This window comes from Nocardia brasiliensis (assembly GCF_042691675.1).
GTDB lineage: Bacteria > Actinomycetota > Actinomycetes > Mycobacteriales > Mycobacteriaceae > Nocardia > Nocardia brasiliensis_D.
Genome location: NZ_CP170507.1, coordinates 2503651 through 2521623 on the forward strand (window position 1 = coordinate 2503651; position 17973 = coordinate 2521623).

Annotated in this window: 15 protein-coding genes; 2 read left to right on the forward strand and 13 right to left on the reverse strand. The window is 69.1% G+C overall.

Annotated features, from left to right (window positions below):
* The first annotated feature begins 132 nt into the window (after window positions 1-132).
* Complete coding sequence (locus tag ACFK0J_RS11720) at window positions 133-501, forward strand: Rv2175c family DNA-binding protein (protein ID WP_378739294.1); 369 nt, start codon at window positions 133-135, stop codon at window positions 499-501.
* A 206-nt stretch (window positions 502-707) separates the two neighbouring features.
* Here ACFK0J_RS11720 and ACFK0J_RS11725 read toward each other — a convergent pair whose 3' ends face one another.
* The 4 genes from ACFK0J_RS11725 to ACFK0J_RS11740 all read right to left on the reverse strand — a co-directional run bounded on the left by ACFK0J_RS11725 (window position 708) and on the right by ACFK0J_RS11740 (window position 6365).
* Window positions 708-1694 carry a phytoene/squalene synthase family protein gene (locus ACFK0J_RS11725; RefSeq protein ID WP_378739296.1) on the reverse strand — a complete coding sequence of 329 codons (987 nt, stop codon included), beginning with the start codon at window positions 1692-1694 and terminating at the stop codon, window positions 708-710.
* Window positions 1691-3394 carry an alpha-(1->6)-mannopyranosyltransferase A gene (locus tag ACFK0J_RS11730; RefSeq protein WP_378739298.1) on the reverse strand — a complete coding sequence of 568 codons (1704 nt, stop codon included), beginning with the start codon at window positions 3392-3394 and terminating at the stop codon, window positions 1691-1693. Before ACFK0J_RS11730 ends, ACFK0J_RS11725 begins: the two co-directional genes overlap by 4 nt.
* Window positions 3395-3457: 63 nt before the next feature.
* Window positions 3458-5071 (reverse strand): phytoene desaturase family protein, encoded by a 1614-nt coding sequence (crtI, locus tag ACFK0J_RS11735; RefSeq protein WP_378742769.1) that lies wholly within the window; start codon window positions 5069-5071, stop codon window positions 3458-3460.
* Window positions 5072-5213: 142 nt separating this feature from the next.
* Window positions 5214-6365 carry a polyprenyl synthetase family protein gene (locus ACFK0J_RS11740; RefSeq protein WP_378739300.1) on the reverse strand — a complete coding sequence of 384 codons (1152 nt, stop codon included), beginning with the start codon at window positions 6363-6365 and terminating at the stop codon, window positions 5214-5216.
* Window positions 6366-6495: 130 nt separating this feature from the next.
* On the opposite strand from ACFK0J_RS11740, the gene ACFK0J_RS11745 reads away from it, so the two are divergent.
* Complete coding sequence (locus ACFK0J_RS11745; protein WP_378739301.1) at window positions 6496-7497, forward strand: methylenetetrahydrofolate reductase; 1002 nt, start codon at window positions 6496-6498, stop codon at window positions 7495-7497.
* A 45-nt stretch (window positions 7498-7542) separates the two neighbouring features.
* Here ACFK0J_RS11745 and ACFK0J_RS11750 read toward each other — a convergent pair whose 3' ends face one another.
* The 9 genes from ACFK0J_RS11750 to ACFK0J_RS11790 form a co-directional block, all read right to left on the reverse strand.
* The gene (locus tag ACFK0J_RS11750) at window positions 7543-9570 is read right to left on the reverse strand and encodes a CocE/NonD family hydrolase (protein WP_378739303.1); all 2028 of its coding nucleotides are present in this window, start codon (window positions 9568-9570) and stop codon (window positions 7543-7545) included.
* A 189-nt stretch (window positions 9571-9759) separates the two neighbouring features.
* Window positions 9760-10911, reverse strand: coding sequence for an LLM class flavin-dependent oxidoreductase (locus tag ACFK0J_RS11755; RefSeq protein ID WP_378739304.1), 1152 nt, complete (start codon window positions 10909-10911; stop codon window positions 9760-9762).
* Window positions 10908-11714 (reverse strand): DUF1684 domain-containing protein, encoded by an 807-nt coding sequence (locus ACFK0J_RS11760; RefSeq protein ID WP_378739306.1) that lies wholly within the window; start codon window positions 11712-11714, stop codon window positions 10908-10910. The genes ACFK0J_RS11755 and ACFK0J_RS11760 overlap by 4 nt, the downstream gene beginning before the upstream one ends.
* Window positions 11711-13081, reverse strand: coding sequence for an NtaA/DmoA family FMN-dependent monooxygenase (locus ACFK0J_RS11765; protein ID WP_378739308.1), 1371 nt, complete (start codon window positions 13079-13081; stop codon window positions 11711-11713). The genes ACFK0J_RS11760 and ACFK0J_RS11765 overlap by 4 nt, the downstream gene beginning before the upstream one ends.
* Window positions 13078-14217 carry an LLM class flavin-dependent oxidoreductase gene (locus tag ACFK0J_RS11770; protein WP_378739311.1) on the reverse strand — a complete coding sequence of 380 codons (1140 nt, stop codon included), beginning with the start codon at window positions 14215-14217 and terminating at the stop codon, window positions 13078-13080. Before ACFK0J_RS11770 ends, ACFK0J_RS11765 begins: the two co-directional genes overlap by 4 nt.
* Window positions 14217-14465, reverse strand: coding sequence for a hypothetical protein (locus ACFK0J_RS11775; protein ID WP_378739314.1), 249 nt, complete (start codon window positions 14463-14465; stop codon window positions 14217-14219). Before ACFK0J_RS11775 ends, ACFK0J_RS11770 begins: the two co-directional genes overlap by 1 nt.
* Window positions 14465-16099 carry a dipeptide ABC transporter ATP-binding protein gene (locus ACFK0J_RS11780; RefSeq protein WP_378739316.1) on the reverse strand — a complete coding sequence of 545 codons (1635 nt, stop codon included), beginning with the start codon at window positions 16097-16099 and terminating at the stop codon, window positions 14465-14467. The genes ACFK0J_RS11775 and ACFK0J_RS11780 overlap by 1 nt, the downstream gene beginning before the upstream one ends.
* A gap of 2 nt (window positions 16100-16101) precedes the next feature.
* Window positions 16102-16968 (reverse strand): ABC transporter permease, encoded by an 867-nt coding sequence (locus ACFK0J_RS11785; protein WP_378739318.1) that lies wholly within the window; start codon window positions 16966-16968, stop codon window positions 16102-16104.
* Window positions 16961-17971: an ABC transporter permease gene (locus tag ACFK0J_RS11790; RefSeq protein ID WP_378739320.1), complete on the reverse strand. Its 1011-nt coding sequence runs from the start codon at window positions 17969-17971 to the stop codon at window positions 16961-16963. The genes ACFK0J_RS11785 and ACFK0J_RS11790 overlap by 8 nt, the downstream gene beginning before the upstream one ends.
* Between the last annotated feature and the right edge of the window lie 2 nt (window positions 17972-17973).

The window sequence follows — 17973 nt, forward strand, 5'->3', positions numbered from 1 at the left end:
TCACAAAGTTCTCACCCCTCGCGGTACGTGCCACAAGTGATCGACCGCCCCGTGCGGCCCTCACGATGGTATCGACCGAACGTGTCCGGGTGTCTCACGACGTGCGGCAGCGGACCGTCTACCGTTATCCGGGTGAGTGCATTTCCCTGCAGTGATGATGTCCTTCCGGAGTCCGTGGCGCTGCTGCCGCTGCCCGAGGTGGCCGAAAGACTCGGGCTCGTGGTGACCCGCGTCCATCAGATGCTGCGCGACCATCAGCTGCTCGCCGTCCGCCGCGACGGCGTAGTCGGCGTCCCCGAACGTTTCTTCGATGACGAGGGCGCGATAGTCAGATTCCTGCCCGGTCTCATCACCGTGATGAAGGACGCCAAATACACCGACGAAGAAATTCTGCAATGGATCTTCACCGACGACGACAGCCTCCCCGGTAAGCCGGTCGACGCCCTGCACGGGCCGCTCGCCCGCGAGGTCATCCGCCGGGCCGCCGCGGACCCGTTCTGAATTATTGGCCGCGCGGGCGCGGCGTGTTCGTGGCCCCTGGAAGTCTCGCGTCCGAGCGGTCGAGACTTGCGACTTCGTCGCGTGCGCTTCGACCGCTCGGACGCGAGACGGGCCACGAACGGCGCTCGTAGGGCTCGCGCGTGGGGGGCGCGTGGGGTAGCGAGCGGTCAGGCTAACTAAGAACTGCGAGAGTGGTCGGCCCTTCGCTAGCTTTTTCGGCGGTGTAGCGCGGCTCGGGTGAATTCGGCTGCGGCCACGCGGAGGCGGTGGTGGCGGGGGACTACGGCGCGATCGGTGAAGATGGCGTAGCCGGAGGCTTCGATGCGGTCGAGAATGTCGGCGTAGAGGACGGCCGCGGTGCGGATGGCGGGGCGTACGCGGGGGTCGAGTAGGTCTATGCCGGGCTGGGCGCGGCGGTAGATGTCTCGGTTGATCGCAATGAGGTGGGCGAGGGCTCGGCGCACGCGGGGGTCGGTGTGGGCCGTGTGGCGGCAGTGGGCGAGCAGGGCGTGGTCGACGCCGAAGGCGGCCAGCTCGTCGGCGGGGAGGTAGATCCGGCCGCGGTCGAGGTCTTCGGCCACGTCGCGCAGGAAGTTGGTGAGCTGGAAGGCCTCGCCGAGCGCGGCGGCGGCTGGTTCGGCCTCGGCGATCGGCACGACGGTGCCGAGGACCGGCAGTAGTTGGAGTCCGATGGCGGCGGCTGAGCCGCGCATGTAGTCGCGTAGCTCGGCCATGGTGGCGTAGCGGGCACGGAACCGCGGGGTGCCGGGGACATCCATTCGCATGGAGTCCAGGAACGTCCAGAAGTGGTGGGCGGCGATGCCGTGGCGGTGGATGGTGTCGGCGACCGCGAGCAGGACCATGGCGCGCGAGTGCTGACCGCCGGTGATCGCCGGATGCGGGCGACGCTCGAGGGCGATGCGCAGCTGCTTCTCGATCAGGTCGAGTTCGTCGGCGGGACCCCGCTCGGGACGACAACCTTGCGGGAAACATTGTGCGGCAGCGGTTTCCGCGTGGTCGACGATGTCGTCCACCATCCTGGCGAATGCGTACAGCGCGTGCACCGCGGGCCTGCGCTCGGCCGACAGCAACCGGGTCGCCAGAAAGTAGGTCCGGCCGTGCGCCGCCGCGATCTGCCGGCATTCGCGATACGCGACGGCGAGCTCGGTGCCGCGCTCCGCCGCGCCGCTCATGGCCGGGTGGGCGTGGCCGGGTCGATGCTCGGCGGGGTGCTCCGCAACCGCAGCGGGTCCACCTTGCGCAGCGACATCGCCGCCACCACGGCGGCGAAGGTCGCCGCCGCCACGTGCCAGAAGTTGTACAGGCCGATCGAGCCGTCCGGCTGGAACACCAGCATCAGCCAGGTACATAGACCGACGAGCACCATCAACGTCGTGGTGGAGAGCGCGAACCCGGCGGCGAGCGCGAGCGGCCACGAGTAGTACCAGGGCAGCGCGGCGGGAGAGAGGATGACGATCGCGACGAACGCGATCAGGATGCCGAAGACCGCCTCGCGCTCACTGTGCCGGAACCGCCACCAAGCCCATACCAGCACAGCCACCAGCGCTACCGCGCACAGCGCCCTGGTCACGTTGAGTACCTTGCCCGAATCGAACGGAGTCACCCAGCCGATCGCATGCATCATGATCGTCGGCAGTGAAAGCCAGTTGATAATTTTCTTCGACCCGGACAGCGCGGTCAGCCAGCCGATGCCGACGCCGGCGATGGCCGAGGCGGCCACGAAGACCAGGGCGAACACGCTGAGCCCGAGCCCGGCGATCTTGGCGAACATCAGCGCGGGGTGCGGCATGTCCTCGGTCGACTCGGCGGCATCGTGCGGCCGTTCGCTTTCCGGCAGGTTCGCCGGGTCGCGCCCGGCTCGTCGGGCGGCGCGCTTCTCGCGTTCGTGCAGCATCCAGATCCACACCAGGAACGGCAGCGCGATGCCTGCCGTCGCCTTGATCGCGACGCCGATGGCGACCACCACGATGCCCGCGACGTGGTGGCGTTCCAGTACCAGCGCGATGCCCGCGCACATCAGCCCGACCATCAGCATCTCGTTGTGCACGCCGCCGAACAGGTGGATCAGCACCAATGGATTGAGCACGGCCAGCCACAACGCGACCGTCGGCTTGCCGCCGAGGTGCTTGGTCAGATAGGGCACCGCCCACATCATCAGCGCAAGGCCGGGCAGCATCACCAACCGCATCGCGATGGTGCCCGCGACCACATTGTCGCCGGTGATGCTGGTGATGCCCTTACCGAGCAGCAGGAAGATCGGGCCATACGGCGCGGTGGTGGTCTTCCACACCGGGCTCACATTGTCGAGCAGTACACCCGGGTTCCTGATAGGTCCGTCGACGTAGGGATCGAAACCGTCCCGCAGCAGCGCGCCCTGCGCCAGATACGAGTAGACGTCCTGACTGAACATCGGCACGGCGAACAGTAGCGGGGTGATCCAGATGCCGACGATCACGCGCAGCTCGTTCAGCGTCACGCCGGCATCCAGCCGGTCGCCCGTGCCGATCGTGGTGCGGCCCAGTCGCACCCACGCCGTGATCATCAGGAGTACGCCGATCCAGATGACGATGGTCGACAGTGCGTACCCGTGGCCGAACCGTAGCCAGGACAGGTGCAACGCCTCGAGAATCGGATCCCGCTTCCGGGTGCTGCCCGCGCCGAAACCACCGAAAGTGATCAGGATCGCGCCGTAGAAACCGAGCAGTGCGGCATGCCCTTCCGGGCTGCGCAGGAACACGGCGGCGGTGCGCATCCACGACCGCGCACCCCGGGGCTCGGTGGTGGCCGATTCGCGCTTCGCCGCGGTGTTCGGTGCGTGGCCGGTGAGATCTGTCAATGTGGCCTCTGCGGCGCGCGTTTCGGGGGATGCCATCTGGTGTCGGTCCCCCCGAATGGTCAGCGGTCGCAACCGCGAGCGAATAGGTCGGCGCCTAGTTTACGGCGTCGCAGGGAACACTATCCCGCTGGTACGCGGGGTTTCATCTCGAGCGGGACGCATATCACCGGTAATGCGGGTTGCCGCCAGTTTTCCGGACAGCAGCGTCGTCGGCACTCCGACCCCCGGGGTGGTGCCACAACCAGCGATAACTACGTTGTCGCTGGTGCGCGGAAAATTGCGGGTGCGGAATGGTCCGGTTTGCCGGAAGAGGTGGGCCGCGGAGAACGGAGTACCGGCAAGCATGCCCTGATCCCGCCAGGTTTGCGGGGTATCGAGATGGTCGACGGTGAGATGCGCGGCGATGCCGTGATAGCCGCGAACTTCCAGCACACCGAGCAGTTCGCGCAGATAGGCGGGGCCGATGCGGGGCCAATCCAAGGGGGCGGCGTCGAGATTGGGGCAGGGGGCGAGCAAGGAAAACGGTTCGTGCTGTCCATCCGCGCGGGTGATGTAGAGGCCGGGGTCGGTGAGCGCGGGCCGGGTCAGCAACAACGACGGGTCGCTCATCAACCGGCCGCGTCGGCCCGCGATCTCGGCGAACGTCTTGTCCCACGCCTCGCCGAAATCGATGGTGTGGTGCGCCTGGACGGGCCAGGCCCGCGCGATCTCGGCAGGCACCGTGCCATGCGCGACCACTGCCGAGGGCGCGGCCCGCAAGCCACGGCGGCGACGCACGCCGAACCGATCGATGGACCCGAGGTCGACGGTCAGCACCAGTGCGTCACAGTCGAACCGGCGACCGTCCGCGGTGCGCACGCGTTCGGCGCGCCGCCCCGCGTAGTGCACCCCCGTCACCTCGGTGCGCAGCTCCAGCGTGCCGCCCGCCGCCGTGAATGCCTCGGCCATGGCCTCCGCGATGGCCCGCATCCCGCCCTCCGGGAAGTAGACGCCGAGCGAGGTGTCCATGTGTGGGATCGCGCCGTACACCGCGAGCGCCTCGGCGGGCGGCAGGCCCGCGTAGAGCGCCTGGAAGGTGAACAGCCGGGCCAGCCGCGGATCGTCGAGGAACCGTTCGACCCGGGGGCCGAGCCTGCCGAATCCGCCGAGCCGCAGCAAAGCCGCCAGCGCCCTGCGCTTTTCGGGCACCCGGACCATGTCCAGCGGCGAATCGAAGTTGGTGTCCATGAAATCGTCGAATTCCGCCGCGTAGATCCGCGCCAGCCAGTCCCGCAGCCGCCGGTAGCCGCGTGCCTGGTCCGGTCCGCAGGTCAGCGCGATCTCCTGGGCCATCGCTTCGGGGTCGGCGAACACGCGCATGGTGGCGCCGTCGGCGAATTTCGCGTGATAGCTGGGAGCCAGCTGATGGATGCGCAGGGCGGGCTTGCACGTCTCGGGTGTCCGCCCCACCGCGGCCAGCGCGTCGGTGATCAGTTCGGGCAGCGTCAACACGGTTGCGCCGGAATCGATCTCGTAATCCGGGCCCTGGTAGCGGCCGACCCGCCCGCCCGGATGATCGGCCCGCTCGAGCAGCGTGACCTTGCGACCCGCACCGGTGAGATACAGCGCGGCGGACAGTCCCGCCAGTCCGGCACCGACCACGACGACGCGATCCGTCGGTCCGGCAACGGTTTTCACCGGGCGGGCGGCGCCGCGCCTGGCCTGACCGGGCATCGCGACCGGTATCCCCCGGACGAGCAGATAGCGATCGTTCGGTCCGGCAGCGTCTTTCATACGGTTCTCCTCTTCGCGGCACGCATCGGACCGGCGCCGACGTCGACCAGGGGTACCCGACCGGCCGGTGCCGCAACCACTTTCACGCGGCGCGTTTGGTCGCCGCCAAAGCCATGGCGCGCAACCGCTCCTTCGCCGCCGGGGTCGCGGCGCTGGTTTCGATGGCGGCCAGTCCCGCGTCGGTGAGCTCGGTGATCCGGCGCTCCACCTCGTCCACCGCGCCCAGTTCGGTGAGCACCGCGCGCAGCCGCGCCACCTCGTCCGGACCGAGATCGGTGCCGATGCTGGTGCGCAGCAGCTTCGCCGCGGCCGGATCGGTCTGGTCGGCGCGCCGTAGTGCCTCGGCGAGCAGCACGGTGCGCTTGCCCTCGCGCAGGTCGTCGCCGGACGGTTTGCCGGTGACGGCGGGATCGCCGAACACGCCGAGCAGGTCGTCGCGCAGTTGGAAGGCGATGCCGATATCGGTGCCGAACGTGCGGTAGGCCTCGACCAAGTCCTGATCGGCGTCGGCAATGGCCGCGCCGAGGTGCAGCGGGCGTTCGACGGTGTAGGCGGCGGTCTTGTACCGGTTGATCCGCAGCGCGGCCTCGACCGATTCGTCCCCGCCCGCCTCGCCGTTGACGTCGAGCAGCTGGCCACCGAGCACCTCGGTGCGCATGCCCGCCCACACCGGCGCGAACCGGGCGATGGCCGCAGGGTCGAGCCCGGAGGCGTGCACCATGTCGTCGGCCCAGGCCAGCGCCAGGTCGCCGACCAGGATCGCGACGCTGGCGCCGAAGTGCGCGGAGTCGCCTGCCCAGCCGCGGTCGCGATGGCGCTGTTCGAAGTCGACGTGCACGGTGGGGAAGCGACGGCGGGTGCGCGAGGAATCGATGATGTCGTCGTGGATCAGCGCGCACGCTTGGACGAGTTCCAGCGCCGAGCATGCGGTGAGCACCGCGTCGGCCGCCGCGCTGTCGGCATCGCCGCCCGCACCGAGCCAGCCGGTCCAGGCGAACGCGGGCCTGGTGCGCTTGCCGCCGCGCAGCACGAACAGCTGCAATGCGTCGGCGGCCTCGACGAAGACCGGTCCCAGCTCGTCGACGGTCCGGCGGCGGGAAGCGAAGAAGCTGGTCAGCGCGCCTTCTACGGCGGCGACGAAGGCCGGGGTCCCCGGCTGCGGTGCGATCAGCTCGGCCGCCGAGGTGCGGTGAGGCGTCTGGGTACCGGGTCCGGCGGACAGGGGAGCCTCCAAAATTGTGGTGGACGCGTGGTGCCCGGGCGCGATCTGTCGGATGCGGGCCCGGTGTGGTCTGGTCCGAAGAATACGCGGGCGGTGGGAACGACCCGTCAGGGCTGCCGCCGGTCACCACTACACTGAATCGGTGACTTTCGACAATGCGCGGGGACGATCGACCCCAGGCCGTCCGCCCCGGACGCACCCGGACGTCTCTGGAACACCCTCGGTTGTGCAGAGTCTGCGGGCCCATTCGGGTGCCGCCGTGCCGTTCTCCGTGGAGTTCAATCCGCCGCGGGACGCCGCCGCCGAGGCGCGCCTCTGGCGTGCCGTTCGCCAGTTCGAGCGGATGCATCCCGCGTTCGTCTCGATGACCTACGGCGCGGGCGGCTCGACCCGCGACCGCACCGTGCGGGTCACCGGCGCGCTGGCGCAGGAGACCACCCTGCTGCCGGTGGCGCACCTGACCGCCGTCGACCACAGCCTGGCCGAATTGCGCTCGCTGGTCGGCGCCTACGCCGATTCGGGCATCCGCAACATCCTGGTGCTGCGCGGCGATCCGCCCGGCGATCCGCTCGGCGAGTGGCACCAGCACCCCGAGGGCGTCGCCTACGCCGAGGAACTGGTGCGCATCGTGCGCGACCTCGGCGACTTCCACGTCGGCGTCGCCTCGTTCCCGCAGGGTCACCATCGTTCACCCGACCTGGACTCCGACACCGCCTTCCTGGCCGCGAAACTGCGTGCGGGCGCGGAGTATTCGATCACTCAGATGTTCTTCGACGTCGAGCACTACCTGCGGTTGCGCGATCGGATCGCGAAGTTCGACCCGATCGAGGGCGCCAAGCCGATCATCCCCGAGCTGATGCCGATCACTTCGCTGCGCACCGTGGCCAGGGCCGAAGAGTTGTGCGGCCGTGCGCTGCCCGCGTCGGTACTCGACCGGCTGAACAAGGCCGCGGGCGACGCACCCGACGGGAACCAGGCCGCGGTGCGCGAGGTCGGCATCGAGATCGCCACCGAGATGGCGCAGCGGCTGATCGACGAGGGCGCCCCCTGCCTGCACTTCATCACCCTGAACTTCGCCAAGGCGACCACCGAGGTGCTCACCAACCTCGGTTACGGCGTCACCGCGGCGCCGATGAGCGCGTAGGTCACCTACCGCCGCGCACCTTTTGTTCGCCCGCGCGGTGCGCGGTTACCAGCCGGGAGTGCCCGCGAGTGGGACGTTGACGTAGCTGGTGGCGGACGGGTCCAGTTGCAGGTGTTGGGGTTTGAGCTCGGTGGCATCCAGCATGGGGCGGATGGGCAGGCCCTTCGGGTAGTTGCCCGCGAAGATGTCGACCCGAAGCCGGTGTCCGGGTTGCAATATCGCGTCGGTGGCAGCGAGGCCGAGGTCGAGCTGAGTGGGCTCGCCGGGGACGGCGGGCTTTCGCGCGGCCAGGGACAGTAGCGGATACGGATCGATGTAAGCCCCGTCGGGCGACCGCCGGCTTTTGCCGTCGTCGACGGCGCGCATCGAGGTCAGCAGCTGACCGGTGCTCAGCGTGACCGAACGGCCGTCGGGGGCAACATCGTTCAGCGTCGCGGTCCAGTAGCCGTCGGTGGCGTCGTGCACGGTGTTCAGATGCACCGAGATCGGTCCGGAGATTGTCGTCGGCTCGGCCACCGGCGGGCTGGTGAAGGTGAGCCCGCTGAGTTCCTGCACCCTCGCGTCCTTGCCGCAGCCGGTGAAGACCAGGATGCCCGCGGTGCCCTGGACCGAGTCGGCCGAGCACAGGCTGGCCAGGCCGGGGGCGACGGTGAGTCGCGCCGTCTCGGAAGTGGGTGCGGCGGTGAGGGTTCCGTCGTGCACGCTGGTACCGGTGGTGCCGCTCGGCGTCGCGGAGAGGTACAGCCGCCGGTAACTCGCGTCCGGCCGCGGGAACTGCTCGGCGCTGGTCCAGCCGCCGCCCTGCTGCCACATCGTCACCGGCCCGTAGTTGTCGATGCCGTTGTCGATACCCTTGAGCCACTTGTCGAACCACACGCGCTGCAGCACATCGATGCGGGGTGGCTCGCCGGACTTGCCGCGCATGTCGAAGCCCGCGTTCACGTGGTAGCTGTTGCCCATGATCAGCTGCTTCTGCCCGGGTGGCAGCGGAATGTCCTGGTAGATACGGGGTTCCCCGTTCACGAAGTTGTCGTGCCAGCCGCCGATCACCAAGGTGGGCACGGTGATGCGTTCGGGATGCCCGAGCCAGGCCTGGCGGATCGGACTCGCCGGATCGAGTACCTGCTGCAGTTGCGGGGGAATGGCGTCGAAGGAATTGGTGGCCATCGTCTGAATTCCGACGTCCATGAACGACATCGGGCTGGCCAGCCGATCGACGAGCCACTGGGTGTCGAATCTGCCGTGCAGCAGCGACATGAGGTCCGGCATCAGCTTGGCCGCGTTGACCGCCAGCAGGTAGGGGAGCAGGATGCCGATGGCCGCGCCGCCCGGGGCGATCATGTCGCGCACCAGGTCGTTGCCCGGAACCACCGGCACAATGGCTTTCAGTGCGGGCGGCTGCTTTTCGGCGGCCTGCACCTGGTTGATTCCCGAATAGGAGGCACCGGCCATGCCGATATTGCCGTCCGACCACGGTTGGCGTGCCGCCCAGGCGATGACTTCCGGGGTGTCCTGCTGGTCTTTCGGCCCCCACGGTTCCCAGATCCCTTGGGAGAAGCCGGTTCCCCGCACATCGACGACGACCTGGGTGTAACCGCTGCGAACCAGGTTGGGGTCCACTCCGAAAGCGCGCCCGAAGCCACCGCCCGCCACCCGCGTCGCGTCGGTCAGCGCCTCCAATGGTGTTCCGGGCAACTCGAAGTCGCGAAGGAACCCGACCACCGCGTCCGACAGCACCGGAATGGACAGCGCCGTCTGCGCGATCATCGACAACAGCTTCGTGTAAGGCGTCAGATTCACGATGGTCGGCAGCGGCGTCGCGATCGGACCGTTCGCATCCGCCGGGCGGTAGACATTCGCTTTCAGCACCGTGCCGTCGCTCATCGTGATCGGCACATCCCACTCGATGTGCATCGACGGATACCGCTGCGGCCCATCGTGCAGCGCCGTCCACTCCGCCGCGCCCTCGGGTGCGGCCGGTGCGCCGGGCGCCACCAGCAGCTGTGAAACCGCAAGTAGGGCGAGCGCTCCGACGAACCAGCGGGTCCCCCGGCGGGCAGCGGTATTCCTCATCCACATCCTCCGTCATCCGATCGAGCGGAAATATACATGCAGGGATGTATGTTTCGTGATGGATTCCGGAAGCCCACAGGTTTCGGAAAGCTTGCCGTATCGGTATAGCGGGATCAGCCGTTCCCCGATACCGATCCGGCGAGCTCCTCCGGTGCCTTCGACGCTATGACGGGTGCTCGCCTCCGTGACTCAGGCGGCGCGGGCCGCGCGTAGCCCCCATGCCTCGGCGAGCAGGCGATGCGATGCCAACCGGTCGGCGTGCCGGTAGGTGACGCTGGTGACCAGGAGTTCGTCGGCCCCGGTGACGTGCTGTAGTGCTGCCAGCCGCTCGACGACGGTGCCGGGCGCGCCGACGAATTGGGTTGCCAGGCGATCGGCGACGAGGCGGTGCTGCTCCGGGGTCAGCGGGGTGGCGGTGGCCGGGTCGAGGTAGTCGGCGGCGCCCGCTCCGCTGCGGATGCTGTGCACCCAGTGGCCGTAGCTGGCGGCGAGGCGTTGCGCGGTGGCGTCGTCACCGGCGACGACCACATCCGCCGAGACCACCACGTACGGCTCGGCCAGCCGATCCGATGGGCGGAAGGCCGCCCGGTAGGCCTCGACCGCGTCCAGGGCGGTGCCGGGGGACACGTGATACGCCGCCACGAACGGCAGCCCGAGCCGACCGGCGAGCTCCGCGCTCTCCCCACCCGAGCTGCCGAACAACCACAGCTCCACCTGTGCGCCCTCGCCCGGAACAGCGTGCAGGGCAACACCTTCCGGGCTCACGAAGTGCCCGCCGAGCAGCGCGCGCACCTCGTCGACCTGTTCGGCGAAGTCCAGTGGCTGCGCGCCGCGTTGTTGCAGCGCGCTGATCGAGGCGAGGAACTTGGACCGGTCGGCGATCCGGCCCGGATCGAACGGCGGCGGCACCACCACGCCGTCCCGGATGGTGGTCCGCCCGGTGGCCGTGTCGACCCTGGGGTGACTGCCCTTCGGATGAGATGGTTCCGATCCGTACTGGCTGCGGCGATGGCCGGACCGGCCGAGGCCGAGGTCGAGGCGGCCCGGATACAGGGCGTCGATGGTGCCGAACGCTTCCACGATCGACGCCGAGGTGTGGTGGCCGACCTGAACGGCCGCCGACCCCACCCGGATTCGCGAAGTGGCCGCCGCGACCAGCCCGATCAGCGTGATCGATGCGGAGCTGGCCACCGAGACGAAGTGGTGCTCGGCGAGCCAATAACGGTGGTAGCCCCACTGTTCCGCGTGCTGCGCGAGATCGACGGTGTTGCGCAGCGCCTGCTGCGCGGTGGATCCGGCACTGATCGGGGACAGATCGAGGATCGATAGTGGGACCGTCATGAATTCCTCCCCAGCCGTGGATGCTGTTCGCCCGCTTCGATGGCCACCCGCAGCCGGTTCTCCGCGGGCGCGAGCGGGCAGGTCGCGAAATCGGTGAAGGCGCAGGGCAGATTCGCCGCGCGATTGAAGTCGAGGCGTACTGTGCCGTGCGCGTCCGGCGCGCCGACGGCGAGCGAACGTGCCGCCGGATAGGTGGTGATACCGCTGGTGGCGTCGGTGAACAGCACCCGAAGGTCGGTGGGAGCGCCGAACGCGATGACTCGCTCGGTGGCCTCGCCGATGCTGAATTCGATGGTGCCCGAGGCGGTGTGGTGGTGCTCGAGACCGTCGATCACCGCGCCGGTGGTCACCGTCCGCGGCTCGTCGAACGGGGTGAACCGGCCCGGCACGACCCAGCGCGGGTCGGGCGCGTAGCTGGGGACGCCGTTGAAACTCAGCAGTGTCGGCGCGGCCGGGTCGTGCACCCGTACCCCGTAGCGGCCGGTGCGGCGGACCACCTCGAGCCCCCGATGCTCGTGCCGCACAATGAGTCCCGCCGCACCCTCCGCGGGCTTGATGATCTGCACGCCTGCGATGCCGACGCCGTCGAATGTCAGACGGTCGGCGGGCTGTGCGGTGATGAACACCTTGTGGTCGGTGACCCACCAGGTGCCGGGCAGGTCGGGCAGCCGCTCGGGTTGGTCGGTGAGCCAATGCAACCCGGTGAGGCTGAGGAAGCCGAGGGGGTCGCGCAGCTGCTCTTCCCTGGTGTGCCGCCACTGTGCCCATTCGGTTTCGAAAACGGTGCTGATGCTGGTTGTCATGACGCTCGTGCTCCTTCGTGGGCGGTGGTGTGCCGGTGCGGATGGCGTAAACCGAGGTGGTCGCGCAGGGTGGTGCCGCGGTATTCGGTGCGGAAGCTGCCGCGCTCCTGCAGTTCGGGGACGACCCGGTCGACGAATTCGTCCAGCCCGCCCGGGGTGAGGTGTGGGACGAGAATGAATCCGTCGCTGGCGTCGGCCTGGACATAGGTGTCGATCTGCTCGGCGACCGCGGCGGGCGTGCCGACGAACTGCTGGCGCGCGGTGACCTCGATGATCAGCTCACGGATGCTGAGGTTTTCCGCCTCGGCCTTGGCCCGCCACGCTTCGGCGACGGCGCGCGGGTCCTTGGCGTGGCGCACCCGGCCGCGGGTGATGGTGACATTGTCGGTCGGTTCGACGTCGGGCAGCGGGCCGTCCGGGTCGTAGCCGGAAAGGTCACGGCCCCAAACCTGTTCGAGGAAGGCGATGGCGGTCTGCGGGCCGACCTGCTGGCGCCGGATGTGACGGGCGCGGTCCTCGGCGTCCTGCGCGCTGTCGCCGAGCACGAAGGTGGCCGCTGGAAGGATTTTCAGCTCGTCCGGCGTCCGCCCGTATTTCGCCAGCCTGCCCTTGACATCGGCGTAGAAGCGTTGCCCCGCTGCCAGCGTGCCGTGGCCGGTGAAGATCGCGTCGGCCGCGGCGGCCCCGAACTCACGGCCGTCGTCGGAATCGCCCGCCTGCAACAACACCGGGTGCCCCTGCGGGCTCGGCGGCAGCACAAACCGTCCCGCGATGTCGAATTGGGCACCGCGGTGCCGGGTTTCGGGGATCTCGCGGGCGAACACCCCGGCGGTCCGGTCGATGACCAGTGTGTCGGCGGCCCAGCTGTCCCACAGCTTGCGGGTCACCTCGACGACCTCCGCGGCGCGCTGGTAGCGCTGCCCGTGTTCGAGATAGCCGCCGCGGCGGAAGTTTTCGCCGGTGAATGCGTCGGAGGAGGTGACGACGTTCCAAGCCGCGCGACCGCCGGATAGATGATCCAGCGAGGCGAACTGCTTGGCCAGTTCGAACGGCTCGTTGTAGGTGCTGTTGATGGTGCCCGCGAGGCCGAGTTTGTCGGTCACCCCGGCCAACGCGTTGAGCACGGTGAAGGTGTCCGGCCGGCCGACCACGTCCAGATCGTGGATGCGCCCGAGGTGTTCACGCAGCCGCAGACCCTCGGCCAGGAAGAAGAAGTCGAACAGGCCGCGTTCCGCGGTCTTCGCCAGATGCACGAAGGACTCGAAGTCGACCTGGCTCTTGGACGCCGGATCGGCCCAGACGGTGGTGTTGTTGACACCGGGGAAGTGGGCCGCGAGGTGGATGCGCTTGCGTGGTTTGCCGGTCACGCCGGTGTCCCTTCGTTGATCGTGGTGCGGTCGGTGTAGCGGCTGATCGGTCGAGGCAGGCCGAGACGATCGCGCAATGTGCCGGCGGAGTGCGGTTCGCGTGCCAATGCGCCGAGGTGGCGCACCGCGGTCGGTACCGCGAGCGGGCGGAGTACGACGCCGTCGGCGGCGCCGGAATTTTCGATGGTGGTGAGCAATTCGCGCAGCGCCGCTGGAGTGCCGATGTGCCGCAGGCTCGTTGGTGCGGTCAGCTCGGCGACGGCCCACCGGTCGAGCTGAACCACTTCATCGTTGGCCGTGTCCGCTGAATCTGCCAGGTGGAGGTCGATATCGAGCAAGACGTGCACCGAATCGGGGTCGCGATCAGCGGCCAGTACCGCCGTGCGCAGCGCGGTACGCAGGACGCGCGCCGAATCGAGATCGCCTGCGGCAATGCGGATCAGATCGCCGCGTTGCACCGCTACAGCCGTACTGGCGTCGTCCGCCGCACGTACCGCGATGATCGATTGCCCCTGCGGGGAACGCGGCGTGATCGACGGCCCACGCACCGAGAAGTTGTCCCCGGCGAAGTCGATGTAGTGCAGCTTGTCCCGGTCGATGAAGCGCCCGGTGGGCGCATCACGGATTTCCGCGTCGTCCTCCCAGCTGTCCCACAATCGGGTTACCACCTCGATCGCCTCGTCCGCCTCGTGCCACAGCGACGCGGCGTCCTGTGCGCTCTTGCGCCCGAATGCCCGTGCCTGCTCGGCACCCTCGGAGACGGTGACCTCCCAGCCCGCGCGCCCTAGCGTGGCGAAATCCAGACTCTGGATGGCCTTGGCCAGATGGAACGGCTCGGTGTGTGTCACGGGCGCCTGCGGCAGCAGGCCGATGCGCCGTGTTGCCGCCGCCACTCGGGCGGCGATCGCCACCGCGTCGAGCCTGCCGCGCCCGGCACCGGGCCCGCCGGGCTGCATACCGAACGAGTCGGGCACGAATACCGCGTCGACACCGGCGTTTTCGGCCGCCGTGATCGCATCGACCCAGTACGCACCGGTGAACAGGTCCTCGGCCCGCGAGTCCGCCCGCCGCCACGACGCCGGATGCACGCCCGTCCCGGCGAGTTCCACCGCCACAAAGAAGTCGGAATCGGCCATCAGTGGGTTCCCTTCCAGTCGAGGCACTGCCGTGCGGCCGGGTGGCTGCCGGTGCCCGCGGCGTCGGGCGCGAAGAACAGCGCGTGCTGCCACAGGGCGGCGGCGTGCCCGGGCGCGCGCAGGTGTGTGCGCCACCAGCGTTTCGCCATGGCGGGCAGCGATGCGGCCCGCTCCGGTCTGCTCCGGCAGCCCGCGCGCCGGTCGGTGCGGACGAGTATCCGGCTGTGGCGGTAGGTCGAATCCGACATCAGGCTGGTCCTTTCGCGACGGCGGGGGTAGGGATGGCGGACAACAGCTCACGGGTGTATTCGTGCTGTGGGTTTCCGAAAATCTGTGCGGTGGGCCCGGATTCGACGATGCGTCCGTGCCGCATGACCGCCACGTGATCGCTGATCCGGCGGACCACCGCGAGGTCGTGCGAGATGAACAGGTAACTCAGTGCCAGTTCGGCTTGCAGCCGGTCGAGCAGCTCCAAAATCTGGGCCTGGACCGAGGCGTCGAGGGCGGAGACCGGTTCGTCCAGCACCAATAGGTCCGGATGCAGGGCAAGGGCACGGGCGATGGCGACGCGCTGGCGTTGTCCGCCGGACAGTTCCGCGGGGCGGCGCTGCGCGAAATGCTCCGGCAGCGCCACCTGACCGAGCAGTTCGGCGATCCGCGCCTGCCTGGCCGCGCGATCGCCGACGCCATAGGCGCGCAACGGTTCCTCGATGATGGTGCCCACCCGCCACCGGGGATCCAACGACGAATACGGGTTCTGATACACCACCTGGAACCGCTTGCGCAGCGCCCGCAGCCGCGATCCGCGAACCCGGGTCAGCTCGTGCCCGTCGAAGGTGACGCGTCCGCTGTCGGGCTCGGTGAGCCGCAGCGCGATGCGCGCCGTGGTCGACTTGCCGGAACCGGATTCGCCTACCAGCGACAGTGTTTCGCCGCGACCGAGTTCGAAGCCGACCCCGGCGACCGCCGTCACCGACCCGCCCGCCTGCGCGCGGAAACGCTTGCGTACCTCGCGCAGCGCGAGCAGTGGGGTACCCGTACGCGGCTTCGGCGTCCGATAGGCACCCGCGGGCGCCAGGCTCGGCGACGCCGCGAGCAGCCGCTTCGTATACGGATGGCGCGGCTCGGCCAGCACCGTCGCGGTCGGACCGCTCTCCACGATCTCACCGCCGCTCAAGACGACAAGCCGATCCGCCCGCTCGGCGGCCACCGCGAGATCGTGCGTGATCAGCAGCACGGCGGTGCCGTTGGCCGCGATCTGTCTCGCCAGCTGATCGAGCACCCGTCGCGCCACCGTGGCGTCCAGCGCGCTGGTCGGCTCGTCCGCGATCACCAGCTCGGGCTGGCAGGCCAGCGCGGACGCGATGAGCACCCGCTGCCGTTGCCCGCCCGACAGCTCATGCGGGTACTGCACCTCCCGCAGTTCCGGCCGATCCAGTCCGGCATCGGCCAGCAGCTCGATCGCCCGCTCGCGCGCCGACCGCCGGTCGGCCAGCCGATGCACCACCAGTGCCTCGGCCACCTGGTCGCCGACGCGCCGTACCGGATTCAGCGACAACCCGGGATTTTGCGGCACGAAGCCGATCCGGGCACCACGCAGCTGCCGCAACGCCCGTTCGGAGCGGGTATCGATGACCTTCCCGTCGAATGCGATCGTCCCGCCGGTGATTTCGGCGTTCGCCCCGAGCAGGCCGATCACCGCCTGCGCGAGAGTCGACTTGCCCGAACCGGATTCGCCGACCAGTGCCACCACTTCGCCCCGCGAGACACTCAGCGACACCCCGGCCAATGCGGTGACCGGGCCGGAGTCGGAACGGTAACGGACGCGGAGGTTGTCGATCCGCAACAGCGGACCGGCCTCCCGGGACGGAGAAGTGGTCATGGCTATTCGTTCCTTCCTGCGGCGCGCCCGAGACGCTGGGCGGCCAAGACGACCGCGATGATGACCAGGCCGGGCAGCGTGGTCATCCACCAGGCGGTGGCGAGGTAGTTGCGGCCCTCTGAGATGAGCGAGCCCCATTCTGGGGTCGGTGGTTTCGCGCCGTAGCCGAGGAAGCTCAGCGCCGAGACCGAGAGCACGGCCATGCCGAACTCGACGGCGGCCAGCGCGAGCACCGGCTGGTAGGAGTTGGGCAGCACGTGCCGCAGCAGCACCGTGTACCAGCGGACACCGGATGCCCGCGCGGCCTCGACGTACACCGCGTGGCGCACCCGCAGCACTTCCGAGCGCAACACTCGCGCGAAGTTGGCGACCAGCGAGACACCCACCGCGATCGCCACATTGCGGGTGCCGAAGCCGAGCGCGGTGACCAGTGCCAGCGACAGCAGCAGCGCCGGAATCGACAGCAGCACATCGACGAAGCGCATGACCACGGTGTCCACCACGCCACCGGCCGCCCCCGACAGCAGGCCGAGAATTGATCCCGCGATCAGCGCGATGCCGACCGCCGCGAGCGTGGCGGTGAGCGAAAGCCCGGCACCGTGCACCATGCGCGTGTAGAGATCGCGCCCGAGATTGTCGGTGCCGAACCAATGCTGCGCACTGGGGCTTTGGAACTTCTGCGCAGGTACCCCGGTCAGCGAATCACCACCGGCGAATATCGAAGGAAAGAGTGCCCAGCCGACGGCGAGCGCCGCGACCAGCCCGGACAAGGTCAGTACCGCATTGTCGCGCAACCACTTCCAGCGCAGGACCGGGCCGCCCAGCCGCGGGAAGGTCGCGCGCCGCCCTTCATCGATGACGTCAACCATGAATGGCCACCTTTTCGGCAGTGCCGCCGAGCTCGGCGGGCGTCTTCTCAGCCGGGGCCGCGCGCCCGGAACGCGCGGCGATGCGCGGGTCGAGCAGCGGATACAGCAGATCCACCGCGAGATTCACCGTGACGAAGACCAGCGAGGTGAGCAGGACGACGCCCTGCACCACCGGAATGTCCTGGGCCAGCACAGCGGTCTGGGTGAGGCGCCCGACGCCCTGGCGGGCGAAGACGGTTTCCACCACGACCGATCCGGCGAGCATGTTGCCGACCAGCACCCCCGCGATGGTGAAGGTGGGCACGCTGGCCGGGCGCAGCACGTGCTTGCGCTGCACCCACCAGCGCGAACCACCCTTCGCCAGCGCTACGTCCACAAACGGCAGCCGCCAGGTCGATGCCAGTCCCGAGGCCAGCACCTGGGCGATCACCGCACCGATCGGCAGGGCCAGCGTGAGCGCGGGCAGTACGGTGCCCGCGAAGCCGTGACCGCCGAAGGCGGGGGCGAGCCGCCAGTGGAACGAGAACAGTTGCAGCAGTAGCAGGCCGGTCCAGAAGGTCGGCACCGACACCCCGAGCGAGGGGAGCGCGCCGAGGGCGGTGCGCAGCCATGGCCGCCGGGTGTAGGTCGCGGCCAGCGCCAGCGCCACGCCGCCGATAGTCGCGAAAAGCAAGGCCAGCCCGGCTAATCCGAGCGTCGACGGCAGCGCGTCGCCGATGGCGTCGGTGACCGGCTGCCCGGTGCCGATCGAATGTCCGAGGTCGCCGTGCACCGCGTGCCCGAGCGCCGCCCAATACTGGTCCCACAGTGGGCGATCCAGCCCGTAGCGGGCCTGTAGTTCGGCGATGGCCGCTTTGTCCACCGGTGTGCCCGCACCGGCGCCGTCGGCCGCGATCGAGATGGGATCGGCGGGCAACAGGTAGAGCACCACGAAGGAGATGGTGAACGCCGCCCACAGCACCCATGCCGCTTGCAGCACCCGCAGAGTCAGATAGCGCGCCATCG